This window comes from Stagnimonas sp. FW305-C-60, from assembly GCF_058782965.1.
Genome location: NZ_JBYSYF010000002.1, coordinates 169,858 through 184,891, shown reverse-complemented (window position 1 = coordinate 184,891; position 15,034 = coordinate 169,858). Strand labels below are relative to the sequence as shown.

Genomic DNA, 15,034 nt, shown 5'->3' with positions numbered 1-15,034 from the left:
GTAAACACCCATGAAGACCAAGATCATTGTCGTGTTGTCTCTGATCGCCGTGGCCGCCGCCGGTGGTGGCTGGTGGCTGGCACAGCCCGAAGCCCCCCACAAGCACCAGATCGAAAAGCGCGTCGATGCGCAAGGCAAGACCTACTACACCTGCGCCATGCACCCGCAGGTGAAGCAGGGAGAGCCTGGCAACTGCCCGATCTGCGGAATGAAGCTCGTCAAACGGCAGGAAGCCGCCATGAGCGACAGGGAGGGAATGGGCGAGAACGAGGAGATGGGTATGTCCAGCGGCTCACCGAAGCCCCTGTACTGGTACGACCCGATGGTGCCTACGCAGCATTTCGACAAGCCGGGAAAGTCGCCGTTCATGGATATGCAGCTGGTGCCCAAGTATGACGACGGCGCCGCCGGAGGCACCGTGGTGGAGATCGATCCGCGCATGGCGCAGAACCTTGGCCTGCGCACCGCGCCGGCCAAGACCGGCACGTTCTTTCAGCGCGTCGAAGCCGTCGGCAGCGTGGTGCTCGATGAACGTCGAATCGTGACCGTGGAATCCCGTACCGCGGGCTGGATCGAGCGCCTCGACGTGCGTGCCGAAGGCGACGTGATCAAGAAGGGTCAGCGGCTGGCGGCGCTTTACTCGCCCGATTTGTTCGCGGCCAGGCAGGAACTCAAGCTCGCCGAGGACTCCGGGGATGCCTCCCTGGCCAAGGCCAGCCAGCAACGCCTACGCCTGCTGGGCGGCGGCTCCGGTACCGGTAGCCAGTCCGGGGTGTTCGCCTCAACGTCGGGTTTCGTGGTGGATCTGATGGTGCGCGAGGGCGCGCAGCTGTCGCCCGGCATGCCGCTGATGAAGCTCGCGGATCTTTCCCAGGTCTGGCTGCTGGTCGAAATCCCGGAGGTACAGGCGGGCTGGGTGAAGGAAGGCCGTAGCGCCGAAGCACGACTGAAATCGCTGCCCGGCAGGGTTTTCGAGGGCCGTGTGGACTACCTCTATCCCTCCCTCGACAGCACGACTCGCACGCTGAAAGCACGGCTGGTGTTCGACAACGCCGACAGTGCGCTGCGCCCCGGCATGTTTGCCGACGTGAGCCTGTTCGGCGGTCCACAGGAGAACGTCGTGCTGGTGCCCAGCGAAGCAGTGATTCGCACCGGCACTCGCACCGTCGTGATGGTGGCCGAAGGTGAAGGCCATTACCGCCCGGCCGCCGTAGAAGTCGGCCCAGAGCGCAACGGGGAAACCGTTGTGCTATCTGGCCTGGAGCAAGGTCAGGACGTAGTGGTATCCGGCCAATTCCTGATCGACTCCGAAGCGAGTCTTCTTGGCGCCTATCAGCGCATCGGTGCGGGCGGCGCCATGGATGGAATGGAGGGCAAGAACGATGGCGGTATGCCAACCATGACCAACGCCGATGGCGTGCACGACATGAAGAATATGGATCAGATGCAGGGCACGGCGAAGGAGAAGGTGCCGTGATCGCACGCCTGATCCACTGGAGCGTTCACAACCGCTTCCTGGTGCTGCTGGTCGCGCTCATGCTGGCCGGCTGGGGCAGCTACTCGGCCTACAGCACGCCGCTGGACGCGATTCCTGATCTCTCGGATACCCAGGTCATCATCCGCACCACCTTTCCGGGTCAGGCGCCGCAGGTCGTGGAGGATCAGGTGACGTATCCGCTCACCACCACCATGCTCTCGGTGCCGTATGCGAAGACCGTGCGCGGCTATTCGCTGTTCGGCGAGAGCTTCGTCTACATCCTGTTTGAGGACGGCGTTGACCTCTACTGGGCGCGCTCGCGGGTGCTGGAATACCTGAGCCAGGTCCAGGGACGCTTACCCGCCAACGCCCGCGCCGCGCTGGGACCGGATGCCACCGGCGTCGGCTGGATTTACGAGTACGCGCTGGTGGATCGCAGCGGCGGTCAGGACATCAGCCAGCTCCGCGCCTTGCAGGACTGGTTCCTGAAGTACGAGCTGAAGACCGTGCCCAACGTGGCCGAAGTGGCGACGCTGGGCGGCTTCAACAAGCAGTATCAAATCGTGCTCGATCCCTCCCGGCTGCGGGCGTTCAAGCTGCCGGTTGAGACGGTACTGAAAGCCGTACAGGACGCCAATGGCGAAACCGGCGGTTCGGTGCTGGAACTGGCCGAGGCGGAATACATGGTGCGCGCACGCGGCTATCTGAAAACGCTCGATGACTTCCACGCCATTCCGGTGGGGCTTGGTGATGGCGGCACCCCCATCCTGCTACGTGACGTCGCCACCGTGCAGCTGGGTCCGGAAACCCGACGCGGTGTGGCAGAACTCGATGGCGAGGGCGAAGTGGTGGGTGGCGTCATCGTGCTGCGTTCGGGCACCAATGCCGCCAGCACCATCGAGGCCGTGAAGGCCAAGCTCGAAACGCTCAAGGCCAGCCTGCCCAAGGGGGTGGAGATCGTCGAGACCTACGACCGCTCCGCCCTCATCAACCGCGCTGTCGAGAACCTCTCGCACAAGCTGATCGAAGAGTTTTTGGTCGTCGCGGTGATCTGCGTGATCTTCCTGTTTCATCTGCGCTCGGCACTGGTGGCCATTCTCACGCTGCCACTGGGCATCCTCATCGCGTTTATCGTGATGAAGTCGCAGGGCATCAACGCCAACATCATGTCGCTGGGCGGGATCGCCATTGCCATCGGAGCGATGGTGGACGCCGCCGTGGTGATGATCGAGAACGCCCACAAGAAGCTCGAACACTTCAAGCACGAGCATGACGGTCGTGACCCTGAAGGTGCCGAGCGATTGCAGGTGATCGCCGATGCTGCTGCGGAAGTCGGCCCGGCGCTGTTCTTCTCGCTGCTCATCATCACCCTGAGCTTCGTGCCGGTGTTCACCCTGCAAGCGCAGGAGGGGCGCCTGTTCGCGCCGCTGGCTTACACCAAGACCTATGCAATGGCGGCTGCAGCCGGTCTGTCAGTGACGCTGATTCCGGTTCTGATGTTCTGGTTCATCCGGGGAAAGATCCAAGACGAGCAGAAGAACCCGCTCAACCGCTTCCTCATCGCCATCTACCGACCCGGCATCTACGCCGTGTTGCGGCACCCGCGCATGACACTGGCGATTGCGGCAATAGCAATGGTGCTGTCGGTTTGGCCGGCATTGAATCTCGGCAGCGAGTTCATGCCGCCACTCGACGAGGGCGACCTGCTCTATATGCCTACTGCGCTGCCCGGCCTGGCAGTCGGCAAGGGTGCGGAGATTCTGCAAAAGACCGACCGCATCCTGCGCACCTTTCCCGAAGTGAAGCGTGTGTTCGGCAAGATCGGCCGCGCCGAGACAGCCACCGATCCGGCGCCTCTGGAGATGGTGGAAACCACAGTGCAGCTCAAGCCCAAGTCGGAATGGCGCGCGGGGCTGACCACGGAAAAGCTGATTGAAGAGATGGATGCCGCGCTCAAGATTCCCGGCATGGGCAATGTCTGGGTCAACCCCATCCGCAACCGCATCGACATGCTGGCCACCGGCATCAAGTCGCCAGTGGGCATCAAGATCGCCGGTCCTGATCTGGCCGTAATCGAGCGGCTCGGCACGGAAGTCGAGCATGTGGTGAAGGCGATACCTGGCACTTCCTCGGCGTTCTCCGAGCGCGTCTCTGGCGGCCGCTATATCGAGATCCATCCTGACCGTATCGCCGCTGCTCGACTCGGCCTATCCATTGCCGACGTGCAACGTATCGTCGCGCTTGCCATCGGCGGTGAGAACATCGGGGAGACGGTGGAGGGCCTGCAGCGCTTTCCCATCAACCTGCGCTACCCGCGCGAGTTGCGGGATTCGCTTACCGATCTACGCGAACTGCCCATCGTCACCATGAAGGGCGCGACGGTGACGCTGGGGCAAATCGCCGAAATCGAAATCGCCGATGGCCCGCCAATGATCAAGTCGGAGAACGCCCGTCCCAATGGCTGGGTGTATGTGGACATCCGCGGCCGCGATCTGGGTGGCTATGTCGCCGACGCGAAGAAGGCGGTCGCCGAGCAGGTGCAATTGCCTGCCGGTTATTCCATCGCCTGGTCGGGGCAGTTCGAGTATCTGGAGCGCGCGGCCAAGCGCCTGCAACTGGTGGTGCCGTTCACGCTCGCCATCATCTTGCTGCTGCTCTATCTCACCTTCCGCAACTTCGGCGAGGCGCTTCTCATCATGGCGACCTTGCCATTCGCGCTGGTGGGTGGGCTTTGGCTGATCTTCGGTTTGGGTCACAACCTGTCGGTTGCCAGTGGCGTCGGCTTCATAGCTCTGGCCGGAGTGTCGGCGGAGTTCGGGGTCATCATGCTGATCTACCTTCAGCAGGCCATCGCTCAGCGGCAGCAGCGCGGTGAGCTGAAATCCGTCGCCGATCTGGAAGAAGCCATTGTGGAAGGCGCCGTCCTTCGGGTGCGACCCAAGGCGATGACTGTCGCGGTCATCATCGCCGGCTTGCTGCCCCTGTTCTGGGGTGCGGGCACGGGCAGCGAGATCATGCAGCGGATCGCAGCACCCATGGTGGGTGGCATGATCACCGCACCGCTGTTGTCGATGTTCGTAGTTCCAGCCGCGTATCTCTTGATGCGCAGACGGAGCTTAAAGGGAGTACAGCCATGACGGCATACACCGTCAGCAAACTGGCCCGTGCCGCCGGTGTCGGAGCCGAGACCGTGAGGCACTATGAGCAAATCGGGCTGCTGGCAGCTGCGGTACGCAGCGACAGCGGCTATCGGCTCTTCCCGTCAGACTCACTGCAACGCATGGGCTTTATCCGGCGCGCGAAGTCGCTTGGATTCGGGCTGCCGGAAATCATGGAGTTGCTACGTCTGAGTGACCAGCGACAATCCGGTGAACCGTCCGAGATGGTTCAGCTCCGCCAAGCGGCGGCTGCCAAGCTTGTGGACGTCGATTTAAAGCTCACTGAACTTCAGCGCGTTCGCACCGGGCTGGTCGAACTCATCGCGAGTTGTCCGGGGAAAGGTACCGTTCGCGATTGCCCGATTTTGACTGCGCTTTCTGCGCCTGATGCCGAGCCGAGATCACAGGCACGCGGGGAATCGAAGTCCTAGTCGGCTCGGGCTCGGCCTGCGACTGACGTAACCATGGCCCCAAATGGCGGATCGTCAAGGCGGTTGCCGATAACGTCCAGTCACTGCTTCAGGGAGCCCATGATGATTACGCCGCATCCGATGCCAATCAGCGCCACCCCAGCAACATCGAAGCTGTTCGGAATCACGCGATCCACGATCCAAAGCCATGCCAGCGCGGAGCAGGTGTAAACGCCGCCGTACGCGGCATACACCCGCCCCGATTCGGCGGGATGGCGAGTTAGCAGCCAGGCGAAAACTGCCAGCGACAAGGCGGCTCCGAGCAGGCTCCAGCTGCTCGCTCCTCGCTTCGCCCAAATCAGCACCAGATAGCAGCCCACAATTTCGGCCAAGGCGGTCAGCAGGAATAGTCCCACTGTCGTCGCGGTCTGCATCACATGCCCTTCTGACGCGGATGGGGTCCTGTGGCCTCGGAGCCTTGGCGACGGGTCGCCGGCGCTTCCGCAAGGCCCTGCAAGATTCCGCACTGCTTCGAGGCTTGCGGATTTTGGCAACGTGAGCGCAGGGCATTGAGCTGGCTCTGTAGCCCTTGCAGCACACGGATACGATCCTCGACATGCCCGATGTGCTCATCCAACACGGCATCGACCTCGCCGCAACCCAGCTCCGGGGCATCGCGCAGCCGCAGCAGGCTGCGAATCTCCTGCAGGGTCATGTCTAGCGCGCGGCAGTTGAGGATGAACTCCAGCCTCTCGCGCTCGACCTGCGTGTAGAGGCGGTAGTTGCCGTCGCTCCGCGCGGGCTTGGGCAAGAGAGCCTCGCGCTCGTAGTAGCGGATGGTCTCGACCGGCACCGCCAGCCGGGTGGCTAGGTCGCCGATTTTGTAGGTTGTCTGCATGCCGGATGCTCCAAGGCTTGACCCTGAAGTTACTACAGGGTGTCTACTCGTCGCATCGAATCCGCTGGAGATCAGCGATGTCTGCCCACTGCTGCGACACACCGCGCGCCACTGCGAAGCCGATCCCGGCGAGCTACCGGCGCGTTCTGTGGATCGCGCTGATCGTCAATCTGGCCATGTTCGGCGTCGAAGTCGTTGCGGGCCGGGGCGCTAGTTCGGCGTCGCTGCTCGCCGACGCCGTGGACTTCTTTGGAGATGCCACCAACTACGGGATCTCCCTGTTCGTGCTGTCGATGGGACTCGCCGCTAGAGCCCGCACGGCGCTGTTCAAGGGCGCGTCGATGGCTGCTTACGGCTTTTATGTGCTGGGGCAGACTGCCTGGAACGGACTGACCGGGGTAGTTCCTCATGCTCTAACGATGGGCGTGGTCGGTAGCGTGGCATTGATTTCCAATCTTGGCGTGGCAGCGCTGCTCTATGCCTACCGCGACGGCGACGCCAACATGCGTTCGGTCTGGCTGTGCTCACGCAACGATGCCATCGGCAATCTCGCCATCCTGTTGGCGGCGCTCGGCGTCTTCGGCACTGGCAGTGCCTGGCCCGATCTCGGCGTGGCGGCGTTGATGGCGGTGCTGGGCTTGTCGGGTGCCACCCAGGTCATTCGGCAGGCGCGTTCCGAGCTGACCCAGGTATCCGACTCAAGGGTGCTACAGTTCTAGTCATGCGCAACGGCATTGCCTTCTGGATCATCTGCATCAGCCTCGTGATGACGAGGCTGGTGGGCATGCACCTGCACGCCTGTGCGGGTCTGGAAGTCGGGGTGAAACACGCCAGCGCGCACTACGCCGACAACGGCTTCCTCTTTGGTGACCATCATGCGGAAGACGATGGCGATGACCGCGAGGTCGACTTTCTGGCTGCGGTCAGCTCGACCGTGCAGCTGGAGTTCCCGGACTTTTCCGCGCCGCTGCCGGTAGCGCCCGAAGTCGCACCCCCTGCGGTGCAGCTGCTTACCGTGGTCGCTCCGCGCGGCCCGCCACGAGTCCTTGCAGCCCATCCGCCGCATTTCGCACCGCCCTTGCGCGGCCCGCCGATCTCCCTCGCTTGAACACTCAAGGCCCGCCCTGACCGGCGGCTGTTCATGCTGTTTGGGAGTTACCCATGTTTTCTCGATTCACTGCCACGGGGCGCATTGCGCTCGCGGCCACGCTGGCCTTTGGCCTGCACACCGCTGCACGGACGGAAGAACCCGCTCTGACCTTGCGCGACGCCCTGTCGCGCACCCTGAAATCCAACCCCGATCTTGCGGCCTATCAATATGTACTGAAGGCCAACGATGGACGTGTCACGCAAGCCGGGTTCAAGCCCAACCCGGTGTTCAACAGCACGCTGGAAAACGTGCTGGGCACCGGCGATACCAAGGGCCTCAAGGGTGCTGAACTCACTCTGGGTCTGAGCCAGCTCATCGAGCTGGGCGGGCTGCGAGACAAGCGCGTGGCTGTCGCCACCACCGAGCGCGAGGGGCTGGAGGCCGAGGGCCATATCCGCCGCCTCGACGTGATTGGCGAAACCGCGCGCCGCTTCGTGGCGCTGGTGAGCCAGCAGGAGGAACACCAGCTCACGCACCTTGCGGTGGAACTGGCCGAGAAGACGGCCAAGGCCGTGGAACGCCGCGTCGCTGCGGCCAAATCCCCTGAAGCCGAGCAAGACCGCGCCGCCGTCGCACTGGAACGCGCGAAGGTGGCCGACGCGCACGCCGAGCACGAACTACTCGCTGCGCGGTATGACCTCGCGGCCTCGTGGGGCGATGCACGTCCCGACTTTGGCGCGGCCTCTGCCGACCTCTACGCGCTGCCGCCGGTCGCGGACTACGACCAGCTCTTGCTGGCCCTCGAAAAGACTCCAGACCTGACTCGTTACCTCAGCGAAGGGCGCTTGCGCGATTCCGAGATCAGCCTGGCGCTGGCCAGCAGCAAGCCCGGCATCGAGGTCGGTGCGGGTCTGCGTCGCTTGCAAGCCACGCAGGACACCGCGTTGGTGTTCTCGGTTGGCGTCCCCTTGCCGATCTACAACAAGAACCAGGGCCTGATCGCCGAAGCGCAGGCGCTGAAAGAAGGCGCCGTCGCGGAGCAGGCCGCAGCGCTGGTGAAGGCGCGCACACAACTCTTCCGCAACTACCGCGAGCTGCTGGATCGCAGCCGCGAGGTGACAGCCCTGCGCGAGCGTGCGCTACCGCGCATGGAAGCCGCACTCAAGAACACCGAATACGCCTACGAGCGCGGGCGCTACAGCTATCTGGAACTGGTGGATGCCCAGCGCGAGCTGCTCGCCGTGCGCGACAGCCTCATTGACGCGGCGACCGAATACCACCTGACCCTCATCGAAATCGAACGGCTCACCGGCACTGCCGTGAGCCGCTAAGAAACCTGACCATGAAAAACAAAATAGCTTTTACACCCGCCGTTCTGCTGCTGACTGCATTTGCACTGGCCGCTTGCGGCAAGGCCGAAACCCCCAGCCCAGAAGCCGCCAAGGCCGAATCGCCTGCCAAGGAAGACAAGGACCACAAGGAGGGTGCTGAGGGCGGAAATGCCGATAAGGGCCACGGCGAAGCAGGACATGAGGAAGGCGAGAAAGGCCATGAAGAAGGCGAAGGTGTCGTCAAGCTGAGCGCCGAGCAGATCAAGGCCGCTGGCATCGCGCTGGCGGCGGTCGAGCCAAGCCGCATCCGGGAATCCATGCCGCTCTACGGCGTCATCACCCCCAACGCCGAGCGGGTTTTGCAGGTTTCGGCCCGCTTCCCCGGCGTGATTCAGAGCGTGTCGAAGAAAGTGGGCGACGCGGTGAAAAAGGGCGAATCGCTCGCCATCATCGAAAGCAACGAGAGCCTGCGCAGCTATGCCCTGATCTCGCCGCTGTCGGGCGTGGTCACCGAACGCAGCGCCAATCCGGGTGCGCAGGCCGGTTCCGAAAGCCTGTTCACGGTGGCTGATCTTTCGACCGTGTGGGTCGAACTGTCGCTGTTCCCGCGTGACGTGGCCAAGGTGCGCGTCGGCCAGTCGGTGCGCGTCAAGGGCACTGACACGGCGCTCTCTGCCGAGGGCAAGCTGGTCTATGTCGCACCCTTCGGCAGTGCCGCCAACCAGACGCTGAGCGCGCGCGTGCTGCTCGACAACAGCGAGCGCCGCTGGTCGCCAGGCTTGAACGTCACGGCCGAAGTCACCCTTGCCGAAACCGCTGTGCCGCTCGCCATCAAAAGCTCGGCAGTGCAAAACCTTGAAGGCCGCGACGTGGTGTTCGCGCTGGACGCCGACGGCTTCGAGCCTCGCCCCGTGAAGCTCGGCCGCACCGGTGGCGAACTGTCGGAAGTGCTCGAAGGGCTGGCCGCAGGCGACCGCTATGCCGCCGCCAACAGCTTCATCCTCAAGGCTGAACTCGGCAAAGGTTCTGCCGAGCACGGTCATTAACGGGAGAACGACATGATCGACTCCCTATTGAAGTTCTCCATCGCCCGCCGCTGGGTGGTTCTGTTCATGGTGCTGGCCGTGGCTGCGGTGGGCCTCTGGAACTACCAGCGGCTGCCGATTGATGCAGTGCCCGACATCACCAATGTGCAGGTGCAGATCAACACTAGTGCGCCCGGCTTTTCGCCGCTCGAAGTCGAGCAGCGCATCACCTACCTGGTCGAGGTCGGCATCGCCGGTCTGCCCAATCTGGAAGAAACCCGCTCGCTGTCGCGCTATGGCCTCTCGCAAGTGACGGTAATTTTCAAGGACGGCACCGACATCTTCTGGGCGCGCAATCTCATCGCCGAGCGTCTGCAGCAGGCCAAGAGCCAGTTGCCGGATGGCATCGAACCCGCGATGGGGCCGATTGCCACGGGCTTGGGCGAAATCTTTCTCTACACCGTCCACGCCGATGAGAAAGCCCGACAGGCCAACGGCCAGCCCTGGGATGCCACCGCGCTGCGCACCTTGCAGGACTGGGTGATCCGTCCGCAGTTGCGGCAGGTGCAGGGCGTGACCGAGGTCAACACCATCGGTGGTTTTGAAAAGCAGTTCCACATCACGCCCGACCCGGCGCGTCTCTTGGCCTATGGGCTGAGCTTCGACGACGTGGTGAAGGCCATCGAGAAGAACAACGCCAGCGTCGGCGCGGGCTACATCGAGAAGAACGGCGAGCAGTATCTGATCCGCTCACCCGGCCAGGTCGCCGACATTCCCGCGCTGGAGCGAGTGATCGTGGCGCATCGCGCCGGTGTGCCGATTACCGTGCGCGATGTCGCAGAAGTCGCCTTCGGCAAGCAGCTGCGCACGGGCGCGGCGACGCGCGATGGCGAGGAAGCGGTGCTCGGCACGGCGGTCATGCTGATCGGCGACAACAGCCGCACCGTGTCCTACGCGGTGTCCAGCAAGCTCGCGGAGATCAACAAGACCTTGCCCGAAGGCGTGACCGCCGACCCGGTTTATGACCGCACTGTGCTGGTGGACAAGACCATCGCCACCGTGCAGAAGAACCTGCTCGAAGGCGCGATTCTGGTCGTCGTGGTGCTGCTGCTGATGTTGGGCAATGTGCGCGCCGCGCTGCTCACCGCGATGGTGATTCCGCTGTCGATGCTGATGCTGATGACCGCAATGGTCGAGACGAAAGTCAGCGCCAACCTGATGTCGCTGGGCGCGCTGGACTTCGGCCTGATCGTCGATGGCGCGGTCATCATCGTCGAGAACTGCATCCTGCGATTGGCGGCGCAACAGCATCATCACGGCCGTTTGCTGACGCTGGAAGAACGCTTCCACACCGTCTTCACCGCCACCAAGGAAGTGTTCACGCCCAGCCTCATCAGCGTGCTCGTCGTCATCCTCGTGAACCTGCCGTTGCTGGCGCTCACCGGCGTGGAAGGCAAGATGTTCAAGCCGATGGCGCTGGCCGTCATCATGGCCCTGCTCGCGGCGCTGGTGCTGTCGCTGACCTTCGTGCCCGCCGCTGTCGCGCTGTTTCTCAGCGGCAAGATCGAGGAGAAGGACAACTTCATCGTCCGCAATGCCAAGCGCATCTACGCGCCGGTGCTGGAAACCGCGCTCAAGCTGCGCGTGGTCTTCGTCGTCGCGGCGGTCGCGCTGGTGGTCGGCTGCGGCTGGGTGGCTTCGCGCATGGGGTCGGAGTTCATCCCCAGCCTCGACGAGGGCGACCTCGCCGTGCAGGCGCTGCGCATCCCCGGCACCAGCCTGACGCAATCGCTGGAGATGCAGTTCCAGTTGGAGCGGGCGGTGATGTCGATGCCGGAGGTGAAGACCTACTTCTCGCGCGTGGGCACGGCCGAAGTCGCCACCGACCCGATGCCGCCCAACATCTCCGACGGCTACATCATGCTCAAGCCGCACAAGGAATGGCCTGATCCGACCAAGACCAAGGCCGAGCTGGCGCTGGAAATCGAGAAGAAGCTGGAAGGCATTCCCGGCAACGCTTTCGAGATCAGCCAGCCGATCCAGTTGCGCTTCAACGAGCTGATTTCCGGTGTGCGTTCTGATCTGGGTATCAAGCTCTATGGCGACAATCTCGATGAACTGCTGAAGAGCGGCAACGCCATCGCGAAGGTGGTGAATACCATTCCCGGCGCCGAAGGCGTGAAGGTCGAACAGATCGCCGGTCTGCCGGTGCTCTCGGTCGAGCCCAATCGCGCGGCGCTGTATCGATACGGTCTCAACGTGTCCGACGTGCAGGACGTGCTCGCGGCGGCGACCGGCGGCGAGGAAGCCGGTCAGGTGTTCGAGGGCGATCAGCGCTTCGCGCTGGTCGTGCGCCTGCCGGAACGCCTGCGTGGCGATCTGGCCGCGCTGGAACGGCTGCCGATCCCACTGCCCAAGGATGACGATGCAGCCGCCGGCGGGATGTCCTTCGTGCCGCTGGGCGAAGTCGCCAGCCTCAAGCTCGCGCCCGGCCCCAACCAGATCAGCCGCGAGAACGGCAAGCGCCGCCTGGTGGTCTCGGCCAACGTGCGCGGCCGCGACCTGGGCGGGTTCGTGGCGGAAGTGCAGCAGAAGATCGCCAGCGAGGTAAAGCTGCCGACCGGCTACTGGCTGGATTACGGCGGCACCTTCGAGCAGTTGCAGTCGGCCTCGCAGCGGCTGTCGGTGCTGGTGCCGGTTACGCTAGTGCTGATCTTCGGCCTGCTGCTGATGACCTTTGGCTCCGCGAAAGATGCGGCGCTGGTGTTCAGTGGCGTGCCGCTGGCGCTCACCGGCGGCGTGATCGCGCTGTGGATGCGCAACATCCCGCTGTCGATCACTGCGGGCGTCGGCTTCATCACGCTCTCCGGTGTGGCGGTGCTCACCGGCGTGGTGATGGTCTCCGCCATCCGCGAGCGGCTGGCGAATGGCGACGACATCGACACCGCCATCCGCGAGGGCGCGATGCTGCGCCTGCGGCCGATCCTGATGGTGGCGCTGGTCGCCGCACTCGGCTTTCTGCCGATGGCGCTCAACACCGGCACCGGTGCCGAGGTGCAGCGTCCGCTGGCGACCGTGGTCATCGGCGGCATCGTGTCCTCGACGCTGCTGACCTTGCTGGTTCTGCCGGGGCTGTATCGCCTGGCCTATCGGCGCAAGCGCGAAGCGGTCGAGCCGGTTGCCGTCATCCAGGAGTCCCACGCATGAAACTCATCAAAGCCTTCATCCATCACGTTCGTGCCGCCAGTGTCGTGGAGGCACTGGCGGACGCGGGATTCCGCAACCTGACCCTGCATGACGTGCGCGGGATGCTCAAGCCCATCACCGAGAGCGAGCAGGATTTCACCGCCGAGGCAGGTGGGCTGGTGATCTCCGAGGTTCGGCTGTCTCTGGTCGTCGAGGATCAGGAAGTCGAAGCCGCGACTTCCGTCATCAGCACGGTGGCGCGCGTCGGGCCGCACGTTTCCGGTTACATCTATGTCAGCCCGGCCGAGCAGGTGATTGCCATTGGTGGATCGCAGCAGCCCCCGGCACCACCGGGGGCGCGGCCATGAGCGCAAGCAAGGCCGATGCGCATCGCCAGCCGCCGGACGAAGACGGCCACGATCATGCGGAGAGCAAAGGCGAAGCGGGCGGTCACCATCACGAAAACGCAGGCATTTTCGGTGAGAAGTCCGAGCTGATCTTCGCGCTGCTGGCGGGTGCTTTCGCACTCGCTGGCTGGTTGCTGGCACGACAGGCTATCGGTCCCGTGTGGTTGCCGACGGCTTCGTTCGTCGCGGCTTACTTCTTCGGCGGCTTCTACACCCTGCGCGAGGCCGTCGAGAACCTGCGCGCGAAGCGCTTCGAGATCGACACCCTGATGCTCGTCGCCGCTGTAGGTGCGGCAGCACTGGGCAAATGGGCCGAGGGCGCGCTGCTGCTGTTCCTGTTCAGTCTCGGCCATTCGCTGGAGCAGTTTGCGATGGGCCGCGCCCGCCGCGCCATCGAGGCTCTGGCCAAGCTCGCACCCGAAGTCGCTACCGTTCGCCGTGGCGACAAGACGGAGGAAATCGCCGTCGAGAAATTGCAGGTGGGCGATGTGCTCATCGTGCGGCCCAACGAGCGCCTGCCGGCCGACGGCGTGGTGGTGCTGGGCAACAGCGCCGTCAACCAAGCTCCGGTCACGGGCGAAAGCGTGCCGGTGGACAAGGAGCCGGTGAAGGATCTGGCTGCTGCCCTTGCCGCCTTCGACAAGCTGGCTCCGCAGCACCGGGTGTTCGCCAGCACCATCAATGGCGCGGGCGCCATCGAGGTGAGCGTGGCTCGTCGCGCCGACCAATCGACGATGGCGCGGGTGGTGAAGATGGTGACGGACGCCGAAGCGCAACGCTCGCCGACGCAACAGCTCACCGAACGCTTCGAGCGCATCTTCGTGCCGACGATCCTGGTGCTGGTGGGATTGCTGATGCTGGCCTGGATGGTGGTGGACGAGCCCTTTGCCGCCAGCTTCTACCGCGCCATGGCGGTGCTGGTCGCGGCCAGTCCCTGCGCGCTGGCCATCTCGGTGCCGAGCGCGGTGCTGAGCGGCGTGGCGCGCGCGGCGCGCGGCGGTGTGCTGGTGAAGGGCGGCGGGCCGCTGGAGAACCTCGGCACGCTCACCGCCATCGCCTTCGACAAGACCGGCACGCTCACCGAGGGCAAGCCCCGGCTCACCGATGTGATCGCCGCCGAGGGCAGCACCGAGGAGGAGCTGCTGAATGTCGCGCTCGCCGTCGAGAAGCAGAGCGACCATCCGCTGGCGCTGGCCATCGTCAACGGTGCTGGGGAACGCCTCAAGGACAAGGCGGAGGCGCTGGCGATTGCCGAGGTTGAAAGCATCACCGGGCGCGGCATCAAGGCGCTGGTGGCGGGCGACGTGGTATTCATCGGCAAGCCGGTGCTGTTCACCGAAATGGCCGATACGCCGGTGCCGGCCGATGTGAGCCAGGCCAATCGAACCTTGGTGGAGACGGGCCGCACCACCATGATCGTGTGGCGCGGCAGCCGCTACCTGGGCGTGATCGGCGTTATGGATACGCCGCGCCCGGTGGCCGCGCAGGTTATGCGCGAGTTGCAGGCGCTGGGCATCAAAAAAATGATCATGCTGTCTGGCGACAACCAGCAGGTGGCTGATGCGGTAGCGAAAACGGTGGGCCTCACCGAAGCGCGCGGCGACCTGATGCCGGAGCACAAGGTGGAGACTATCAAGGCCCTCATCGCCAGCGAAGGTAAGGTGGCGATGGTGGGCGATGGTGTGAACGACGCGCCCGCGATGGCCAACGCCACGGTGGGCATCGCGATGGGCGCAGCAGGCTCGGACGTGGCGCTGGAGACCGCTGACGTGGCACTGATGTCGGACGACCTCGCGCATCTGCCTTTCGCCGTAGGCCTGTCCCGCGCTACCAGCCGCATCATCAAGCAGAACCTCTGGGTGAGCCTGGGCGTAGTGGCGGTGCTGATCCCCTCGACCATATTTGGCCTGAGCATCGGCACGGCGGTGCTGTTTCACGAAGGCTCGACGCTGGTCGTGGTCATCAATTCGCTGCGGCTGCTGTCCTACAAAGGCAAAACTCCGGCGGCTGCCTCCGGCCCCGAACAGACCGCAGCAGCGGCTTCGGGCTGAT

At 64.2% G+C, this 15,034-nt stretch carries 12 protein-coding genes; 10 read left to right on the top strand and 2 right to left on the bottom strand.

Features of this window, described 5'->3' with window-relative positions; translation table 11 throughout:
* The first annotated feature begins 10 nt into the window (after window positions 1–10).
* From AC3WT6_RS07760 to AC3WT6_RS07750, 3 genes are read left to right on the top strand one after another with little or no spacing between them, the layout of a single operon-like run.
* Window positions 11–1,477: an efflux RND transporter periplasmic adaptor subunit gene (locus tag AC3WT6_RS07760; RefSeq protein ID WP_492653010.1), complete on the top strand. Its 1,467-nt coding sequence runs from the start codon at window positions 11–13 to the stop codon at window positions 1,475–1,477.
* On the top strand, window positions 1,474–4,614 hold the full coding sequence (locus AC3WT6_RS07755) for an efflux RND transporter permease subunit (protein WP_492653009.1): 3,141 nt from the start codon (window positions 1,474–1,476) through the stop codon (window positions 4,612–4,614). Before AC3WT6_RS07760 ends, AC3WT6_RS07755 begins: the two co-directional genes overlap by 4 nt.
* Complete coding sequence (locus AC3WT6_RS07750; protein WP_492653008.1) at window positions 4,611–5,066, top strand: heavy metal-responsive transcriptional regulator; 456 nt, start codon at window positions 4,611–4,613, stop codon at window positions 5,064–5,066. The genes AC3WT6_RS07755 and AC3WT6_RS07750 overlap by 4 nt, the downstream gene beginning before the upstream one ends.
* A gap of 80 nt (window positions 5,067–5,146) precedes the next feature.
* Here the strand turns inward: AC3WT6_RS07750 and AC3WT6_RS07745 are convergent, their stop codons facing one another.
* Both AC3WT6_RS07745 and cadR read right to left on the bottom strand, forming a co-directional pair.
* Complete coding sequence (locus tag AC3WT6_RS07745; protein ID WP_492653007.1) at window positions 5,147–5,479, bottom strand: YnfA family protein; 333 nt, start codon at window positions 5,477–5,479, stop codon at window positions 5,147–5,149.
* Entirely contained in the window at window positions 5,479–5,943 is a 465-nt protein-coding gene (gene cadR / locus AC3WT6_RS07740) for a Cd(II)/Pb(II)-responsive transcriptional regulator (RefSeq protein WP_492653006.1), read from the bottom strand. The genes AC3WT6_RS07745 and cadR overlap by 1 nt, the downstream gene beginning before the upstream one ends.
* A 77-nt stretch (window positions 5,944–6,020) precedes the next feature.
* Between cadR and AC3WT6_RS07735 the strand changes: the two genes are divergently transcribed.
* Genes AC3WT6_RS07735 through AC3WT6_RS07705 form a run of 7 tightly spaced genes read left to right on the top strand, consistent with a single transcriptional unit; the run spans window position 6,021 to window position 15,033 of the window.
* Window positions 6,021–6,662 (top strand): cation efflux transmembrane domain-containing protein, encoded by a 642-nt coding sequence (locus AC3WT6_RS07735; RefSeq protein ID WP_492653005.1) that lies wholly within the window; start codon window positions 6,021–6,023, stop codon window positions 6,660–6,662.
* A gap of 2 nt (window positions 6,663–6,664) precedes the next feature.
* Window positions 6,665–7,051 (top strand): hypothetical protein, encoded by a 387-nt coding sequence (locus tag AC3WT6_RS07730; protein ID WP_492653004.1) that lies wholly within the window; start codon window positions 6,665–6,667, stop codon window positions 7,049–7,051.
* A 53-nt stretch (window positions 7,052–7,104) separates the two neighbouring features.
* Window positions 7,105–8,364, top strand: coding sequence for a TolC family protein (locus tag AC3WT6_RS07725; RefSeq protein ID WP_492653003.1), 1,260 nt, complete (start codon window positions 7,105–7,107; stop codon window positions 8,362–8,364).
* A gap of 11 nt (window positions 8,365–8,375) precedes the next feature.
* Window positions 8,376–9,410, top strand: coding sequence for an efflux RND transporter periplasmic adaptor subunit (locus AC3WT6_RS07720; RefSeq protein WP_492653002.1), 1,035 nt, complete (start codon window positions 8,376–8,378; stop codon window positions 9,408–9,410).
* A 12-nt stretch (window positions 9,411–9,422) separates the two neighbouring features.
* Window positions 9,423–12,596, top strand: coding sequence for an efflux RND transporter permease subunit (locus tag AC3WT6_RS07715; RefSeq protein ID WP_492653001.1), 3,174 nt, complete (start codon window positions 9,423–9,425; stop codon window positions 12,594–12,596).
* On the top strand, window positions 12,593–12,943 hold the full coding sequence (locus AC3WT6_RS07710) for a P-II family nitrogen regulator (RefSeq protein ID WP_492653000.1): 351 nt from the start codon (window positions 12,593–12,595) through the stop codon (window positions 12,941–12,943). The genes AC3WT6_RS07715 and AC3WT6_RS07710 overlap by 4 nt, the downstream gene beginning before the upstream one ends.
* Entirely contained in the window at window positions 12,940–15,033 is a 2,094-nt protein-coding gene (locus AC3WT6_RS07705) for a heavy metal translocating P-type ATPase (RefSeq protein ID WP_492652999.1), read from the top strand. The genes AC3WT6_RS07710 and AC3WT6_RS07705 overlap by 4 nt, the downstream gene beginning before the upstream one ends.
* The last annotated feature ends 1 nt before the right edge of the window (window position 15,034 follow it).